Genomic DNA, 14,430 nt, shown 5'->3' with positions numbered 1-14,430 from the left:
AGGCGGGCAGAACGATCCATGGGTATGAAGGCACTGCTGGATTTCGCGGTTGCGGAGTTGCGGTACAGATTAAAGGCGGGGATGAGGGTGGCTGCGATCGTTGCGATCGGCGGCAGCCTTGCCGCATGCACTTCCATGGGTCTCGACAGTGTCAAGAAGGACCCGCCGAAGCTGTCGTCCAAGATGATGGCACAGATGTCCGCCAAGAGCATGCGCCCGGAAAGCCCGGTCCTCGTTCGCATCTTCAAGCAGGAAAGCGAACTCGAGGTCTGGAAGATCGATAAGACCGGAAATTATGCGCTGCTGAAGACTTATCCCATGTGCCGCTGGTCCGGGAAGCTCGGGCCCAAGATGAAAACCGGCGACAGGCAGGCGCCCGAAGGTTTTTATCATGTCTCGGCGGGCATGCTGAACCCGAATTCGCAATATTTCGTCTCCTTCAACCTCGGTTATCCCAACCGTCTGGAATCGGCGCTCGGTTACACCGGTGAAGCGCTGATGGTGCACGGCGCCTGTTCCTCTTCGGGCTGCTATGCCATGACCGATCAGCAGGTTGGTGAGATTTACGCCGTCGTGGCGCGCGCTCTGCAGGGCGGGCAGGACCGTTTTCAGGTGCAGGCCTATCCCTTCCGCATGAGCGCCCGCAACATGGTGGCGCATCGGGACGACCCCAACATGCCGTTCTGGAAGACGCTGAAGGAAGGCTACGACTATTTCGAGGTGACGCGCCGGCAGCCCAAGGTGTCCGTCTGCGGCCGGCGATATGTCTTCAACAGTGAATTTGCCGAGGGCGAGCCCGCCGATCCGCTGGCCGCGTGCCCACCCGCCATCAATCAACAGGATCCGCTGGTGGCTTCGAAACTGGCTGAAGAGCAACAAAAATTTGCCGCCGCCATGAGTGAGGGAACCACTGCTCCCCTCAGCGCGTATGTAGACGGCGGCATGCATCCGAGCTTCCGTGCCATCCTGAAATCCAGTGGCGCCAAGGCCATGGCATCGCAGGTTTCCGGCACGAAGTACCCTATCAGCCGCCCCGAGGCGGCGCTGGCAGATCCCTTTGCCAGTGTGAGATGACGTAAATGAGGTTTTTCAATTGAACGATACGACAACGACCCGGCGGGGTTTCCTGCTTGGAGCAGGTGGACTGGCGCTTGCCGGCCTTGCGGGCTGTAACACCACGGCGCGCGAGGCGACACGGCCAGCCGCTCCGGCCGACGACCCGATGTATGCCCTGATGTACGGCCCCAAGCCGGACGAGCAGTTTCCGCTGCCGGAAATTCCCTACAAGCGGATTCCGCGCCAGTTCCTGCGGCAAATGGTGGAAAATCCGACCGGTGAGCGCCCCGGCATCATCGTGGTCGATACCGCCAATCATTTCCTGTATCTCACCTATGAGAACAATCAGGCCATGCGCTACGGTGTCGGTCTCGGCCGCGCGGGCTTCGAATGGTCCGGCCGTGGCGTGATCCAGTACAAGCGGCAGTGGCCGCGCTGGACGCCGCCTGATGAGATGGTTGCCCGCCAGCCGGAACTGGAGCCCTATAGCAGCCGCAACGGCGGCATGGAGCCGGGCCTCAAGAACCCGCTCGGCGCCCGTGCGCTCTATATCTTCAAGGACGGCAAGGATACGATCTATCGTCTGCACGGCTCGCCCGAATGGTGGACGATCGGCAAATCCGTCTCCTCCGGCTGTGTGCGCCTGCTGAACCAGGATATTATCGATCTCTACAACCGTGTGCCGGATGGCACGCCTATCGTGGTGACCGCGCTCGGGCCGGCACAGCAGGGCGTGCCGATCGGGCAGGCGGGCGTGCCCGTGGCGCAATATGGCGGCGGCGTTGTCGGTGACGGCCTGTCGCAGCCGATGCAGACCTATTGATATGGAAAGATTTCCAGCCGCCTGAGACGGCGGCTGGAAAAGCTGCGCTATTTGCATTTTCTCACCCCGGATTGGATCCGGGGTCCGATGCGACCAAATCTTGATCGCGAACACTCTTCTCACAGCGCAGACACGCAATGGCTGGACGTCTGCTCGAGGCCGGCACGGAAGAGACGGCCTCAAACCCTTTACCATGCACTCACGCGACGCGGCGCGTCTCTCCCCGGCTTTCGTCAATTTCCATCGCAAGACGGAAACGCGATACCAGCGCGCGCAGCTTTGCCGTTTCCGCGGCGAGCATTGCGGAGGCGGCGGTGGATTGTTCCACCATGGCCGCATTTTGCTGGGTTGCCTGGTCCATCGAGTTCACCGCCGCGTTGACTTCGGCAAGGCCGGTCGATTGTTCGGCTGCCGATGTGGCGATGGCGTTCATATGGCGGTCAATGCCGGCGATCCGCTCGCCGATATCTTTCAGCGTCATGCCGGTGTCGAGAACCAGCTTCACGCCGCTTTCCACTTCCGCCGATGATTGCCGGATATGGCCCCTTATCTCGCTTGCGGCCTTTGCCGAGCGCTGGGCAAGATCACGCACTTCCTGCGCCACAACGGCGAAGCCTTTGCCGGCCTCGCCGGCGCGGGCGGCTTCCACGCCTGCATTCAGCGCCAGGAGATTGGTCTGGAAGGCGATTTCGTCGATGACGCCGATAATGCCGGTGATCTGCCGCGACGAGGTTTCGATGCGGCGCATCGCCTCTTCGGCATGGCCGACGACTTCCGCCGATTTCAGGGCGCTTTCGTTGGCATCGGTCGCCGCAAGGCGTGCTTCGGCGGCGCGCTTGTTGGCATTCGAGACATTGACGGTGATTTCTTCAAGGGCGGCGGCCGTCTCTTCGAGGGAAGCTGCCTGATGTTCGGTGCGGCGAGAAAGATCGTCCGCCCCCGCCGCGATCTCGCGGGTGCTGCCGTCAATTGTGGCGACACCGTCGGATATAGCGAGAAGCGTTTCGCCGAGCTGCTTGACTGACCTGTTGAAATCATGGCGCAGGCCCTCGAATTCCGGCGCGAAGGCGACATCCAGCTGGAAGGCGAGATCCCCCGATGCAAGCCGCTTTAATCCGGCGGCAAGACCGGATGTGGCGATGCGCAGCCGCTCCGAGGCATGCTCTTCCGCCTGGCGTCGTGCTGCCTGCTGGTTGAGTTCAGCCTTTTCGCGCGCATCCGCCGCTTCCTGTTCCAATGCCCGATTGGCAATCGCCGCCTGCCGGAATATTTCGACCGCGCCTGACATGGAGCCGATCTCGTCCTTTCGGTCAATGCCGGAGGCTGCCTGTGACGTATCGCCACTCGCAAGGGTTTCCATCGTCTTCGACAGTTGCAGGATGGGACCCGTTACCGTTTTGCGGGTGAAGATGAAGAGGCTGACACAGAAGAGCGTTGCCAGAACCAGCAACCCTTTCAACAGGAGGTCGATTACCGCCTTGGTCTCCTGGCTCTCCGCGACAGTGGCCGCGGAAAGCGCGTCGATCTGCTCGCCCGCCTTTTCCATCGCTGCCTCAAGGGCGCTGAACTGCTGCATGAAATCCGGGATCATTTTTATCGCCGCGCCCGGATCGGTGTTGACAAGGCCGACCACCTTCTTGGCGATTTCCAGATAGGAATGAAGTGGCTTTTCCACGCTGTCGATAACGGCTTTGGCGTCCGTCCCTTCAGACAGGGCCTCGTTTTTCTTTATGGCTTCAAGGAATGTAGCTTCGTGTTCGGCAAGGTCGGCCTTAACCGCATCAAAGGACAAGCCCATCATATCATTGGTAGAAAGAACGGCTGCCAGCACATCCGAGCGCAACGCATCGTGCATCATGTCGGCAAGCATATGATTGTGAAGTATTTCTGCCGAGCGCGATACTTCCGCGCTGTTACGGTTGAGGGTCTCCGTCGCCCATATGCCGATGCCAACGGCGCTTCCGGTGAGGGAGAATATTGCGATGCTTGCTAATATTATCTTTTTCTGAATCGACGCCATGGGGCCGTTCCCGCTCCGTTGGTTATACTGCGGGAAAATAATAGAACATGCTTAAGAAATGATCTATTTTGCTATGTTTTTGATAAAATTCAAAAAGGCTGCAATTTGTATTGCAGCCTTTTCTTTATTAGTAATGTATAATTTTATTTCGCCCTTTTCAGAGCGTCGCCGAGGATCGAGATGATGTCGTCGAAATGCGATTTCTCGGCGATCAGCGGTGGCGAAAGGGCGATGATGTCACCGGTGACGCGGATCAGCAGGCCACGCTCGAAGCAATCCGTGAAAACCTCGTAGGCGCGGGCGCCGATGGCACCGTCACGCGACTGCAGCTCGATGCCGGCAATGAAGCCGATTGTGCGGATGTCGATGACATTCGGCAGGCCCTTCAGGGAATGGATCGCATCGTGCCAGACATCCTGCAATTCGGCGGCACGGGTAAAGAGACCCTCATCGCGATAGATGTCGAGTGTGGCGATGCCGGCGGCGCAGGCGACGGGATGGCCGGAATAGGTATAACCGTGGAACAGCTCGATCTGGTTTTCCGGCCCGTGCATCAGCGCGTCATGCACCTTGCGGCTGGTGAAGACCGCGCCCATGGGGATCGCGCCGTTGGTGAGGCCCTTGGCAGTGGTGACGATATCAGGCGTAACGCCGAAATAGTTGCTGGCGAAGGATGAGCCCATGCGCCCGAAACCGGTGATGACCTCATCGAAGATCAGCAGAATGCCGTGCTTGTCGCAGATGGCACGAAGACGCTCCAGATAACCCTTCGGCGGCACCAGCACGCCGGTGGAGCCGGCGACAGGCTCGACGATGCAGGCGGCGATGGTTTCAGCGCCATGCAGCGCGACCAGCCGTTCCAGATCGTCGGCAAGCTCTGCGCCGTGCTCGGGTTGGCCCTTGACGAAGCTGTTCTTCGAAAGATCGTGGGTATGACGCAGATGATCCGCAGGGATTTGCGGGAAAACGCGGCGGTTATTCACGAGGCCGCCGACGGAGATGCCGCCGAAACCGACGCCGTGATAGCCACGTTCACGGCCGATGAGGCGGCTGCGGGTGCCCTGGCCGATGGCGCGTTGATAGGCGATGGCGATTTTCAGCGCCGTATCGACCGATTCCGAGCCGGAGCCGGTATAGAAGACGCGGTCAAGCTTCGCGCCTTCCGGGCCGGGAGCGATTTCCGCCAGCCGTTCGGCAAATTCGAAGGCGACGGGGTGGCCCATCTGGAAGGAGGGCGCATAATCCATGGTCGAAAGCTGATGTTTGACGGCAGATGCGATCTGATGGCGACCGTGGCCGGCATTGACGCACCAAAGGCCAGCCGTGCCGTCGAGAACCTGACGACCATCGTTGCTGGTGTAATACATGCCCTCGGCGCTCGTCAGCAGGCGGGGATTGGCCTTGAACTGCCGGTTGGCGGTAAATGGCATCCAGTAGCTGTCGAGCGAGGTGGAATTGGATCGGCTGGGGTTATCCATGGTGGTTCTCCTGTTCGTTGCCGATGATTGAAAGCTATTTTTCTGACTGAACAAGCCCTTTTCTCTCAGTGGCGAAGCTATTGAAAATGCTATAGGTGAGAGCGAGAGTTTTCGATATTTCGAACAAGGGCAACGGGGGCTCACGCATGTCGGTGGATATAGGCGGGCGTTTGCGGCATTTGCGGCTGCGTCACAATATTTCCCAGCGCGAACTGGCGAGACGTGCCGGCGTCACCAATTCGACGATTTCGCTGATCGAATCCAATACCTCCAATCCATCTGTCGGCGCGCTGAAGCGTATTCTCGACGGCATACCGATCGGCCTTGCCGAATTCTTCGCCTTCGAGCCCGAGACAAGCCGCAAGGCTTTTTACCGGGCGGACGAACTGGTCGAAATCGGCAAGGGCCCGATATCCTTCCGGCAGGTCGGCGACAATGTCTTCGGCCGCAGCCTGCAGATACTGAAGGAATGTTACCAGCCGGGCGCCGATACCGGCAAGGTTCCGCTGGTGCATGACGGTGAGGAAGGTGGGATCATACTTTCGGGGCGTCTGGAGGTGACGGTCGACGAGGAGAGGCGGGTGCTTGGACCGGGCGACGCCTATTATTTCGAAAGCCGCAGGCCGCATCGCTTCCGTTGTATCGGTCCCGTACCCTGTGAGGTCATCAGCGCCTGCACGCCGCCCACTTTCTGATTCTGCCGTCTTTTGCCCGATGCGACATGTGGCAGACACCTAGGCCATCGTGGGGGCTACAGAATCTCTGCCGGGGAGGAATATTTTCGACCATGTGTCGGGGCTTTGATACGAATTCTCGCCATTGTTTTGCCGCTTTTACGCCGCTCTTGCAATTTTTCCATCGCTTTTTCTTGGCAAACTGTGAGTGGTGGTTAAAAAAATCCCGGCTAATATGTCAAATTTTATATGCATTGCCGCAATCCTGTTGCGCCGCAAAAAAATTTAATAGTCTGTTACACGCATAGCTGTTCTTGGCGTTCCTGTGTCATCTCATCAAGTCATAAGAAACATATAAGAAAAGACTATCCGGAGCCGAAAACGCTATACATGCCGGACGGACACCCATGCTCTGGGAACATGGCCCCCTGCACATTTGTTTCTTTTTTATGCAACCGATAATATTGCCCGGACGTTGATCGGCCGCTCTCGCAAGAAATCGCATAGACGGTCATAGGCAATGTGCCTTACAAAAAATCCATTAGCATCAAATTCAGAACACAGACTTGTTATCTCTTTTAGACGGAAAGACACGCCTCCGGGCACCGACCAATCGCAAAACATAAATGGAGTTCTCTCTATGAAGTCCGCGACCCAATCGGCTGAACAGACACTCAGCAGTTCCGAAGACTTCGATGTCAGTTTTCCTATCGGGGGCATCGCAAAACGTAGCTTCGATATGACATCGGCTGCACTTGCGCTGCTCATCTTCAGCCCGCTTTTCCTGTTGATCGCCGCGCTGGTGAAATTCTCCGATCCTGGCCCCATCTTCTACGGCCACCGGCGTGTGGGCCATAATGGCCGTTATTTCCATTGCCTGAAATTCAGGACGATGGCGATGAATGGCGACGAGATGCTGCGGCAATATCTTGCCGCCAATCCGGAAGCCGCCGAGGAATGGCGCGCGACCCGCAAGCTCAAGAACGATCCGCGTGTTACGGCCGTCGGCGCCGTGCTGCGCAAGCTCTCCCTCGATGAACTGCCGCAGCTGCTCAACATCATTCGCGGCGAAATGAGCGTGGTTGGACCGCGCCCGGTCGTCGACGAAGAGCTGAGCTACTATGAAAGCGCTGCCGCTTATTACCTCAGCACCCGTCCGGGCCTGACTGGCCTGTGGCAGATCAGCGGCCGCAATGACGTCTCCTACAAGACCCGTGTGGCCTTCGACACGCAATATGTGCAGAACTGGTCGATGCGGCAGGATGTCTTCATCATCGTCAAGACCATCCCCGCTGTGTGCCTGTCGCGCGGCAGCTACTAAAACCAATATTGAGTTCGGCTTTATCGATCTTCGTTTCGACACGCACCCTGACCGGGATCCCAAGTCCGGTCTTCGGGTGCGTCATTGGTGCTAATCATACTGGCCGCTTTTTGCGGCGCTGCGCAACCGGCACTGTCCGGTTGCTCTATCGCCTGATCGCCCGCGCGGCGGTCCGCAAACAGGGAGTTTCCCGATGAACGGCCTTTTCGCCGCCACCCGTCACCCGCTCGCCGTCTTCGTGCTTGCTGCATCCGTTGCCTTCGCCGCACCGCTCTCCGCCTTGGCCGCCGATGGCGCCCAATACAAGCTCGGCACCGCCGATAAGCTGCGCATCCGTGTTGCCGAATGGCAGCCGGCCGATGGCAGCATCCGCAACTGGGATGTCATCAACGGCGATTATTCCGTCGGCCCGTCCGGCGCGCTGTCCTTGCCTTTCATCGGCCAGCTGGAGGTGGCGGGGAAAACGCCGTCGGAAGTCAGCGAGGCGATCGGCGCACAGCTTCAGAGCAAATTTGCCCTTCGTAATCTGCCTTCGGCTTCCGTCGAAATCGCCCAGTTCCGGCCGATCTTTCTGAGCGGCGATGTGCAGACGCCTGGCGAATATCCATACGCCGCCAATCTGACGGTGCTGAAGGCGGTCAGCCTTGCCGGCGGCCTAAGGCGCTCCGATGCCGGGCAGCGTTTTGCCCGCGACTTCATCAATGCGCGCGGCGATGCCGCTGTTTATGACAATCAGCGGGCAAGACTGCTCGCCCGTCAGGCGCGCCTCGTCGCTGAAGTAAAGGGTGATGCGGCCATCGCCAAGACGCCGGAAATGGAAAAGATTGCCGAGATCGATACGCTTCTCGCCAGCGAAAGCGCGCTGATGAAGTCTCGGACGGAGCGTTACACGCTGCAGCTCAAGGCGTTGACGGATCTGCATGCCCTTTTGCAGAGCGAAGTCGAATCCCTGAACAAGAAATCGGAAACACAGAACCGCCAGCTCCAGCTTGCCAATGAGGACCGCGACCGCGTCAACCGGCTGAACGAGCAGGGGCTAGCGCTCTCGCAGCGGCGTATCTCCGCGGAAGAGCGGGCGGCGGAAGTGGAATCCACCCTGCTCGATATCGACACGCAGTCGCTGCGTGCCAAGCAGGACATCAACAAGGCGACCCAGGACGAGATCAACCTGCGTAACGACTGGGTGGCGCAGCGCTCCAAGGAGTTGCAGGATACCGAAGCGGAACTCGACAAGCTCAATCTGCAGCTGACCACCAGCCGCGAATTGATGTCTGAGGCGCTGGCGCAATCTGCCGAGGCGATCCGTTTCGACCCGTCAGGAAAATCCGCGACCATCAGCTACGTCGTGGTGCGTGAGGAAAACGGCAAGCCGAAGGAAGTGAAGGTCGATGAAAATGCGATGCTTCAGCCCGGTGACGTCATCAAGGTTTCATCCGAAATCCTGATGCAGTGAGGTTTGCATGCGGATTGCCAAATCGGCGCTGATCGATCCCGAACGCAATGAAGCCTATGGAATGGCGGCGATCGCGCTGTCATTCTTCGTGTTCGCCTATTCGTCGCGTTTCGGGCAGATTTCGGTACTGGCCTATTATGGCATGTGGCTGCCGCTGGTGGTGGTCAACTACCGGCAGGTGCTGGGCAATTATCCGCGTTATCTGTGGATTTTCGCTTTCGGTATCCTGACCGTGCTGTCCAGCTTCTGGTCGGAGGCTGCGTCAGTGACCATGCGTGCCTCCATCCAGTACATGACGCATATTGTCTGCGCGCTGATTGCCATGCGCGTGATTTCCATCCGCACGCTGACGCGTGGCGCGCTGATCGGCATCACGGTCGTGCTGCTTTATTCATTGCTGTTCGGCATCTATCTCTTCGATGCGCTTGATGGAACCTATAGTTTTGTCGGTGCTTTTTCGTCGAAGAACCAGCTTGGCTTTTACGCCTCGCTTGGAGTCATTTTTGCCGCCTCCTCAGTGCTGGTCCTCAAGCAAAGGGGTATCTGGCTGCCAATTGCCGGTGTCACCGGGCTTTTATCGGCCTATAGCCTCCTCGCATCGCAATCGGCCACATCAACCATTACCACGGCCGCCGTGGTCGCCCTCATCATCGGTTTCATTCCGATCGGCATGCTTTCGCCCGCCAACCGCAAGATGACCTTTTTCACGCTTGGCGGTCTTGGCGCATTGCTGGTTGTTGCCTCCCTGCAATTCGGCCTGCTCGATGCCATTCTCGGCATTTTCGGCAAGGATTCGACGCTGACCGGCCGTACTTATCTCTGGCAGCAGGGCATTGAGGCCGCAAAACAGACCCCGATCCTCGGTGTCGGATATCAGGGGTTCTGGGTGGCGGGTTTTGCCGATGCCGAACGCCTGTGGAACGACTTCTTCATCACTGGCCGCAGCGGTTTCCACTTCCACAACACCTATATCGAGACGGTGGTGGAGAATGGCTTCGTCGGCATGATCCTGCTCGGCATGGTGCTTTACGGAACGCTGCTCGGCCATCTGCGCTCGGTGCTGATGCGAAAGAGCGACCCGCAAGGCGTTATCCTCTTTGCCATCTGCGCGCTCTTCGTCGTTCGCTCCTTCGTGGAGATCGACATCATCTTCCCATATCAGATCGGTTCGTTCCTGCTCTATTTCGCGGCCGGAAAACTGTGCCTGCCGGCAAAAGCGGCGCGGGGCAGCGTGCATCTGACCAGCGTTCGTGGCGGATTTTCTCACCGCCATTCCGGCCTTGAGACGGAAACCAGCCAGCCCAAGTCCTTTCGCTGAAAGAACTCGTCTTCGCCGCGCGGATGCGCGTCGATCAAGGCTAGGATGACGCAGGAGAGATACTTCTAAAGATAATCCGCCGAAACGTGCGGGCTGGCGTGGATGAAGCTCCAAATATCCTTGCTGACCTCGACAATATCCGCGATCGACTTTTCGAGGTGCTCTATTTCCTTCTCGTCCATACGTTCGACCTTGCCGTAGCGAACCTTGCTGTCGTCTTCCACCAGCCGCATCAGCTGGGTGCTGGCGATTTCGCCCTTGTCGTCGAAGGAATAGATGCAATGATTGTATTTGTTGCGCGTTTTCGCTTCTTTTTTCAGCCGCGCCATGATGGAGAGAATGGTCTTGCGGTCCTTCGCCTCCGTGGACGGCAGTTTTGCGAGGCGCTCGATGAGGTCCATACGCGCCCGCGTGGTGTTGAGCGTCAGAAACACCACGATAGCCGCTTCCTTCTCCACTTTCAGGAGATGAACGATCAGATAGATCATCAGGCTTTCAGTGTTGGTCCACACGTAATTCAGCCTGCCGACCAGCAGCAATACATCCGACATCGCCGCCATGTCGCTTCTCCCGCCCCGACGAAATATATTCGGATATTATATGCTGATCGCTGCGGAAAAGACAGTGTAGGTTACTGATATTTCTTCATCTTTCCTTGAAGGCGCGTGACATGCTGTCCGATATGGGCTTGGTCAGATATTCGAAGAAGGTGCGTTCCGAAGTCTGGATCAGAACATCGGCCGGCATGCCGGGAACGGGGTGGAAATTATGGACCTTGGCGATCTCCTCGTCGGGAACCTGCACGCGCACGATATAGACGTCCTTGACCTGCAGGCCGGCATTTTCCTCAATGCTGTCGGCGGAAACATAAAAGACCTTGCCATTGAGGACCGGTGTGGTGCGACGGTTCAATGCCGACAGGCGGATCGCGGCGGTCTGGCCTTCGTGCAGCTGGTCGATGGAGGTTCTAAGAACCTGCGCTTCGAGGATCAGCGGCACATGGGCGGGCAGGATTTCCATGATCGGCTTGCCGGTGGTGATGACGCCACCCGGCGTATGGTAATAGGACCGCACGACGGTGCCATTGACGGGTGAGCGGATGACGGTGCGTTCCAGCACTTCGGCGGCACCGCGAACCTGTTCGCGCACACTGTCGAGATCTGATTCCGCGGTTTCAAGCGCATCGAGCGCGGCCTGCTTGTTGGCATTGACGGCGATGACCGCTTCCTGCTTGAACTTGGCGATTTCCGCTTCGCTCTGGTTCATCTCGCCGCTCAGGCGGGCGATGTCACCCATGGCGTCGGCGATGGCACGCTCCAGCGCTAGCATGTCCGTTTTGCGGATAACGCCGTCCTTGGCCAGCTTTTCCTTGGAATCGCGTTCCTGTGTCAGAAGCGCCAACTGCCGGTCGAAAGACTGTTTTTGACCGTCATAACCCGCATAGCGGAACTCCAGCGACCGGATGTTCTTGTCGATCAGGTTCAGCTGTTCCTCAAGCTTGATGAGCTTGCTGTGGAATACGATGTTTTGGCTCTGGATGATCGCGTTGATATCGGGATCACCGGCTTCCTTCATGACGATGTCAGGCACTTTGAAGTTCTTTTCGCCCTGTGCCTCGGCGCGCAGGCGCACCACAATGGTTTCGAGGCGAAGCCGCCGCAGCTGCAACATGCGCTCATTGGCAAGTGCCGTTGTCTTGTCGAGCGTCAGAAGAACGTCGCCTTCCTTGACGGTATCGCCCTCGCTGACCATCATTTCCTTGATGATGCCGCCTTCCAGATGCTGGACGACCTTATTGTTGCCGGTGGCGACGAAGCTGCCCTGGGCGATAATGGCCGAGGAGAGCGGTGCGGTGCCGGCCCAGAATCCGAAGCCGCCGAAAGAGGCAAGCAGCACGGCAAGACCGATGGAGCTGTGCAGACGAATGGAGCGCGGTACTTCACTGTACCATTCGAGCTGGCCCTGGGGTTTGACTTCGACAATGGCATTTTTCTTCTTGAACATGACGATCCTCAACCCTCGATCTGCGGGGACTGGCTGCTCGGGCGGCCATTGCCGGACAGTGCTTTCAGCACATCCATTCTTTCGCCGAACATGGCGACCGATCCGTCTTTCAGCACCATGATCTTGTCGACGCATTGCAAAAGCGCCGGCCGCTGGGTGATGGTGACGGTGGTGATGCCCTGTTTCTTGGCGTGCAGCAGCGCCTTGGCCAGCGCCTGTTCGCCCTGTGTGTCGAGATTTGAGTTGGGTTCGTCCAGCACCACGAATTTGGGATCGCCGAAGAAGGCGCGGGCAAGTGCGATGCGCTGTTTCTGGCCACCGGAAAGCGGTGCGCCATCGGCGGCGACCACGGTTTCATAACCCTGTGGAAAGCCCGCGATCAGCTCGTGCACATCTGCCAGCACCGCTGCCTCATAAATCTGCCGGTCCTCGATATCGTCGCGCATGCGGCAGATATTGGCCTTGATGGTGCCGGGGAAAAGCTGCACGTCCTGCGGCAGATAACCGATGCTTTCACCGAATTGCCGCTGGTCCCAGTTGCGCAGGTCCATGAGGTCGAGGCGGACATTGCCTGACGTGGGCAGGATGGAGCCGACCAGCATCTTGCCAAGCGTTGTCTTGCCGGAGCCGGAATTACCGATGATGGCGAGCGATTCCCCCTTTTTCAGCGAAAAGGAAATGCCGTTCAGGATCACCTTCTTCTGCGGCGGCGGCACGAAGAGGATGCGTTCCACATCGAGGCGTCCTTCCGGGTTGGGCAGGCGCAGACGAGGAAAGTTCAGCGGCGAACTGATCAGAAGCTGCTTGATGCGGCCGTAGGAAGCGGCGGATTTGTTGAACTGGTGCCAGCCTTCGATCGCGCCTTCGATGGGCGCCAGCGCACGGCCGGAAATGATCGAGGCTGCAATCACCATGCCGCCGGTCAACTCGCCGGAGAGCGACAGATGGGCACCCCAGCCCAGAAGCGCTACCTGGGTGATCATGCGGGCGGCCTTGGAGACGCCGGAGAACATGATGTTGCGATCCTGTGCCGCCACATGCGACTTCAGCGATCCCGCCGTTTCACGGCCCCACATCTTCACCGCTTCGGGGATCATCGCCAGCGCATTGATGATCTGTGAATTGCGCGACATGGAATCGAGATGGAAATTGGCGCGGCTCAGATAACCGGAAGCTTCTGCAAATTGTCTGGCGGTGAAACGCTGGTTCAGCCAGGCGATGATGAACAGGACCGCGCAGCAGACCATGATGATGATGCCGAGATGTGGATGCACAAGATAGACCACCACGATGAAGAGCGGCATGAGCGGCGCATCGAGGAAGGCGATCAAGGTTCCCGATGTCAGGAAGGAGCGCAGTTGCTGCAGATCCTGCAGGATCTGGTAGTCCTTGCCGCTGCCATGCAGGGAGGCGCGGGCGGCGGCGGACAGGATCGGCGCCCCAAGCTGTACCTCAAGTTCGACGGCGGTGCGCATCAGGATGAAGCGGCGGATCGCGTCCATGAAGGCCTGCAGCAGAACCGCGCCGAGGACGGCTACCGTCAGCATCACCAGCGTATCCATCGAGCGGCTGGTCAGCACCCGGTCCGAGATCTGGAAAAGATAAAGCGGGATCGCAAGCAGCAGGATGTTGATGGCAACGGTAAACAGCATCACCACCACCATGTTGCGGCGAACCGCGGCGATACCCTTGGCAAGACTTGCCGCGAAGTTGATTGGCTCGCTGCGCTTGTGGAAGCCGCTCTGGCTTCCGCCTCCGCCACCACCGCCGCCGCCATTGTCCGTCGGCTCCTTGCCGTTGCCGCCACCGCCCGTCACGGGCCGGCGCTCGTTTTCGCGGATCGGACCGTCATTATTGTCGATCGTCTTGACGAAAGGCAGGTCGCTATTGTCGACCTTGGCCTGGGGTTCAATAGGGGAGGTTGGCTGTGGGGGCTGTTGCGGCGCTGGTCTCTCCGGTGGAACGTCGCGCAATTGCGCCGGTTGCTCCATTTGGGCCAGCGGTTGTGAAGGGGGGTGCGTGGGCGCTGTGTTCTGGGAGGTCGATGGGTTTTTCGCCTGTTCTGCGCCGGATAATTGGCGAAGGTTCTCAACGGCTTCGTTGATGGCCGAAATGCAGGCGTCGGTTAGCTTGCTGTCTTCCGCATCCTGATCCAGAGGCAAATCCAGCGAGCGCCCGTCGGCAATGGTTTTTCTTGAAATATGATCCATTTTTTATCGGTCCCCTCGGTGATCTTGCGGTGTTTGCGGTTCGGGCGGGGCGTATTGTTGTGCGGTTTTCCCG

The 14,430-nt window shown here is 58.6% G+C and carries 11 protein-coding genes; 6 read left to right on the top strand and 5 right to left on the bottom strand.

Annotated elements, in window-relative coordinates:
• Positions 1–18: 18 nt before the first annotated feature.
• Both AGR13A_RS16110 and AGR13A_RS16105 read left to right on the top strand, forming a co-directional pair.
• Positions 19–1,074, top strand: coding sequence for a L,D-transpeptidase family protein (locus tag AGR13A_RS16110; RefSeq protein WP_167377567.1), 1,056 nt, complete (start codon positions 19–21; stop codon positions 1,072–1,074).
• A 19-nt stretch (positions 1,075–1,093) separates the two neighbouring features.
• A complete protein-coding gene (locus tag AGR13A_RS16105; RefSeq protein WP_080837493.1) occupies positions 1,094–1,879 on the top strand; it encodes a L,D-transpeptidase in 786 nt (261 codons plus the stop codon).
• 199 nt (positions 1,880–2,078) lie between these two features.
• Here AGR13A_RS16105 and AGR13A_RS16100 read toward each other — a convergent pair whose 3' ends face one another.
• The gene (locus tag AGR13A_RS16100; protein WP_080837490.1) at positions 2,079–3,899 is read right to left on the bottom strand and encodes a methyl-accepting chemotaxis protein; all 1,821 of its coding nucleotides are present in this window, start codon (positions 3,897–3,899) and stop codon (positions 2,079–2,081) included.
• Between the two features lie 143 nt (positions 3,900–4,042).
• Positions 4,043–5,377 (bottom strand): aspartate aminotransferase family protein, encoded by a 1,335-nt coding sequence (locus AGR13A_RS16095; RefSeq protein WP_080837487.1) that lies wholly within the window; start codon positions 5,375–5,377, stop codon positions 4,043–4,045.
• A gap of 146 nt (positions 5,378–5,523) precedes the next feature.
• Between AGR13A_RS16095 and AGR13A_RS16090 the strand changes: the two genes are divergently transcribed.
• The 4 genes from AGR13A_RS16090 to AGR13A_RS16070 all read left to right on the top strand — a co-directional run bounded on the left by AGR13A_RS16090 (position 5,524) and on the right by AGR13A_RS16070 (position 10,143).
• Entirely contained in the window at positions 5,524–6,072 is a 549-nt protein-coding gene (locus AGR13A_RS16090; protein ID WP_035220941.1) for a cupin domain-containing protein, read from the top strand.
• 619 nt (positions 6,073–6,691) lie between these two features.
• Complete coding sequence (locus AGR13A_RS16085) at positions 6,692–7,372, top strand: sugar transferase (protein WP_003500662.1); 681 nt, start codon at positions 6,692–6,694, stop codon at positions 7,370–7,372.
• A 193-nt stretch (positions 7,373–7,565) separates the two neighbouring features.
• Positions 7,566–8,825 carry a polysaccharide biosynthesis/export family protein gene (locus AGR13A_RS16075; RefSeq protein ID WP_080837484.1) on the top strand — a complete coding sequence of 420 codons (1,260 nt, stop codon included), beginning with the start codon at positions 7,566–7,568 and terminating at the stop codon, positions 8,823–8,825.
• Between the two features lie 7 nt (positions 8,826–8,832).
• The gene (locus tag AGR13A_RS16070; RefSeq protein ID WP_080837481.1) at positions 8,833–10,143 is read left to right on the top strand and encodes an O-antigen ligase family protein; all 1,311 of its coding nucleotides are present in this window, start codon (positions 8,833–8,835) and stop codon (positions 10,141–10,143) included.
• Between the two features lie 65 nt (positions 10,144–10,208).
• On the opposite strand, the gene AGR13A_RS16065 is transcribed toward AGR13A_RS16070, so the two are convergent.
• From AGR13A_RS16065 to AGR13A_RS16055, 3 genes are all read right to left on the bottom strand, one after another.
• On the bottom strand, positions 10,209–10,703 hold the full coding sequence (locus AGR13A_RS16065; protein ID WP_035220934.1) for a hypothetical protein: 495 nt from the start codon (positions 10,701–10,703) through the stop codon (positions 10,209–10,211).
• Positions 10,704–10,788: 85 nt separating this feature from the next.
• Positions 10,789–12,147, bottom strand: a complete 1,359-nt coding sequence (locus tag AGR13A_RS16060; protein ID WP_035220932.1) for an HlyD family type I secretion periplasmic adaptor subunit — start codon at positions 12,145–12,147, stop codon at positions 10,789–10,791.
• Positions 12,148–12,155: 8 nt separating this feature from the next.
• A complete protein-coding gene (locus AGR13A_RS16055) occupies positions 12,156–14,357 on the bottom strand; it encodes a type I secretion system permease/ATPase (protein ID WP_080837477.1) in 2,202 nt (733 codons plus the stop codon).
• Between the last annotated feature and the right edge of the window lie 73 nt (positions 14,358–14,430).

The organism is Agrobacterium genomosp. 13 str. CFBP 6927, from assembly GCA_900012615.1.
Classification (GTDB): domain Bacteria; phylum Pseudomonadota; class Alphaproteobacteria; order Rhizobiales; family Rhizobiaceae; genus Agrobacterium.
The sequence above is the reverse complement of the archived record's forward strand: the minus strand, read 5'-3'. Positions and strand labels throughout refer to the sequence as shown.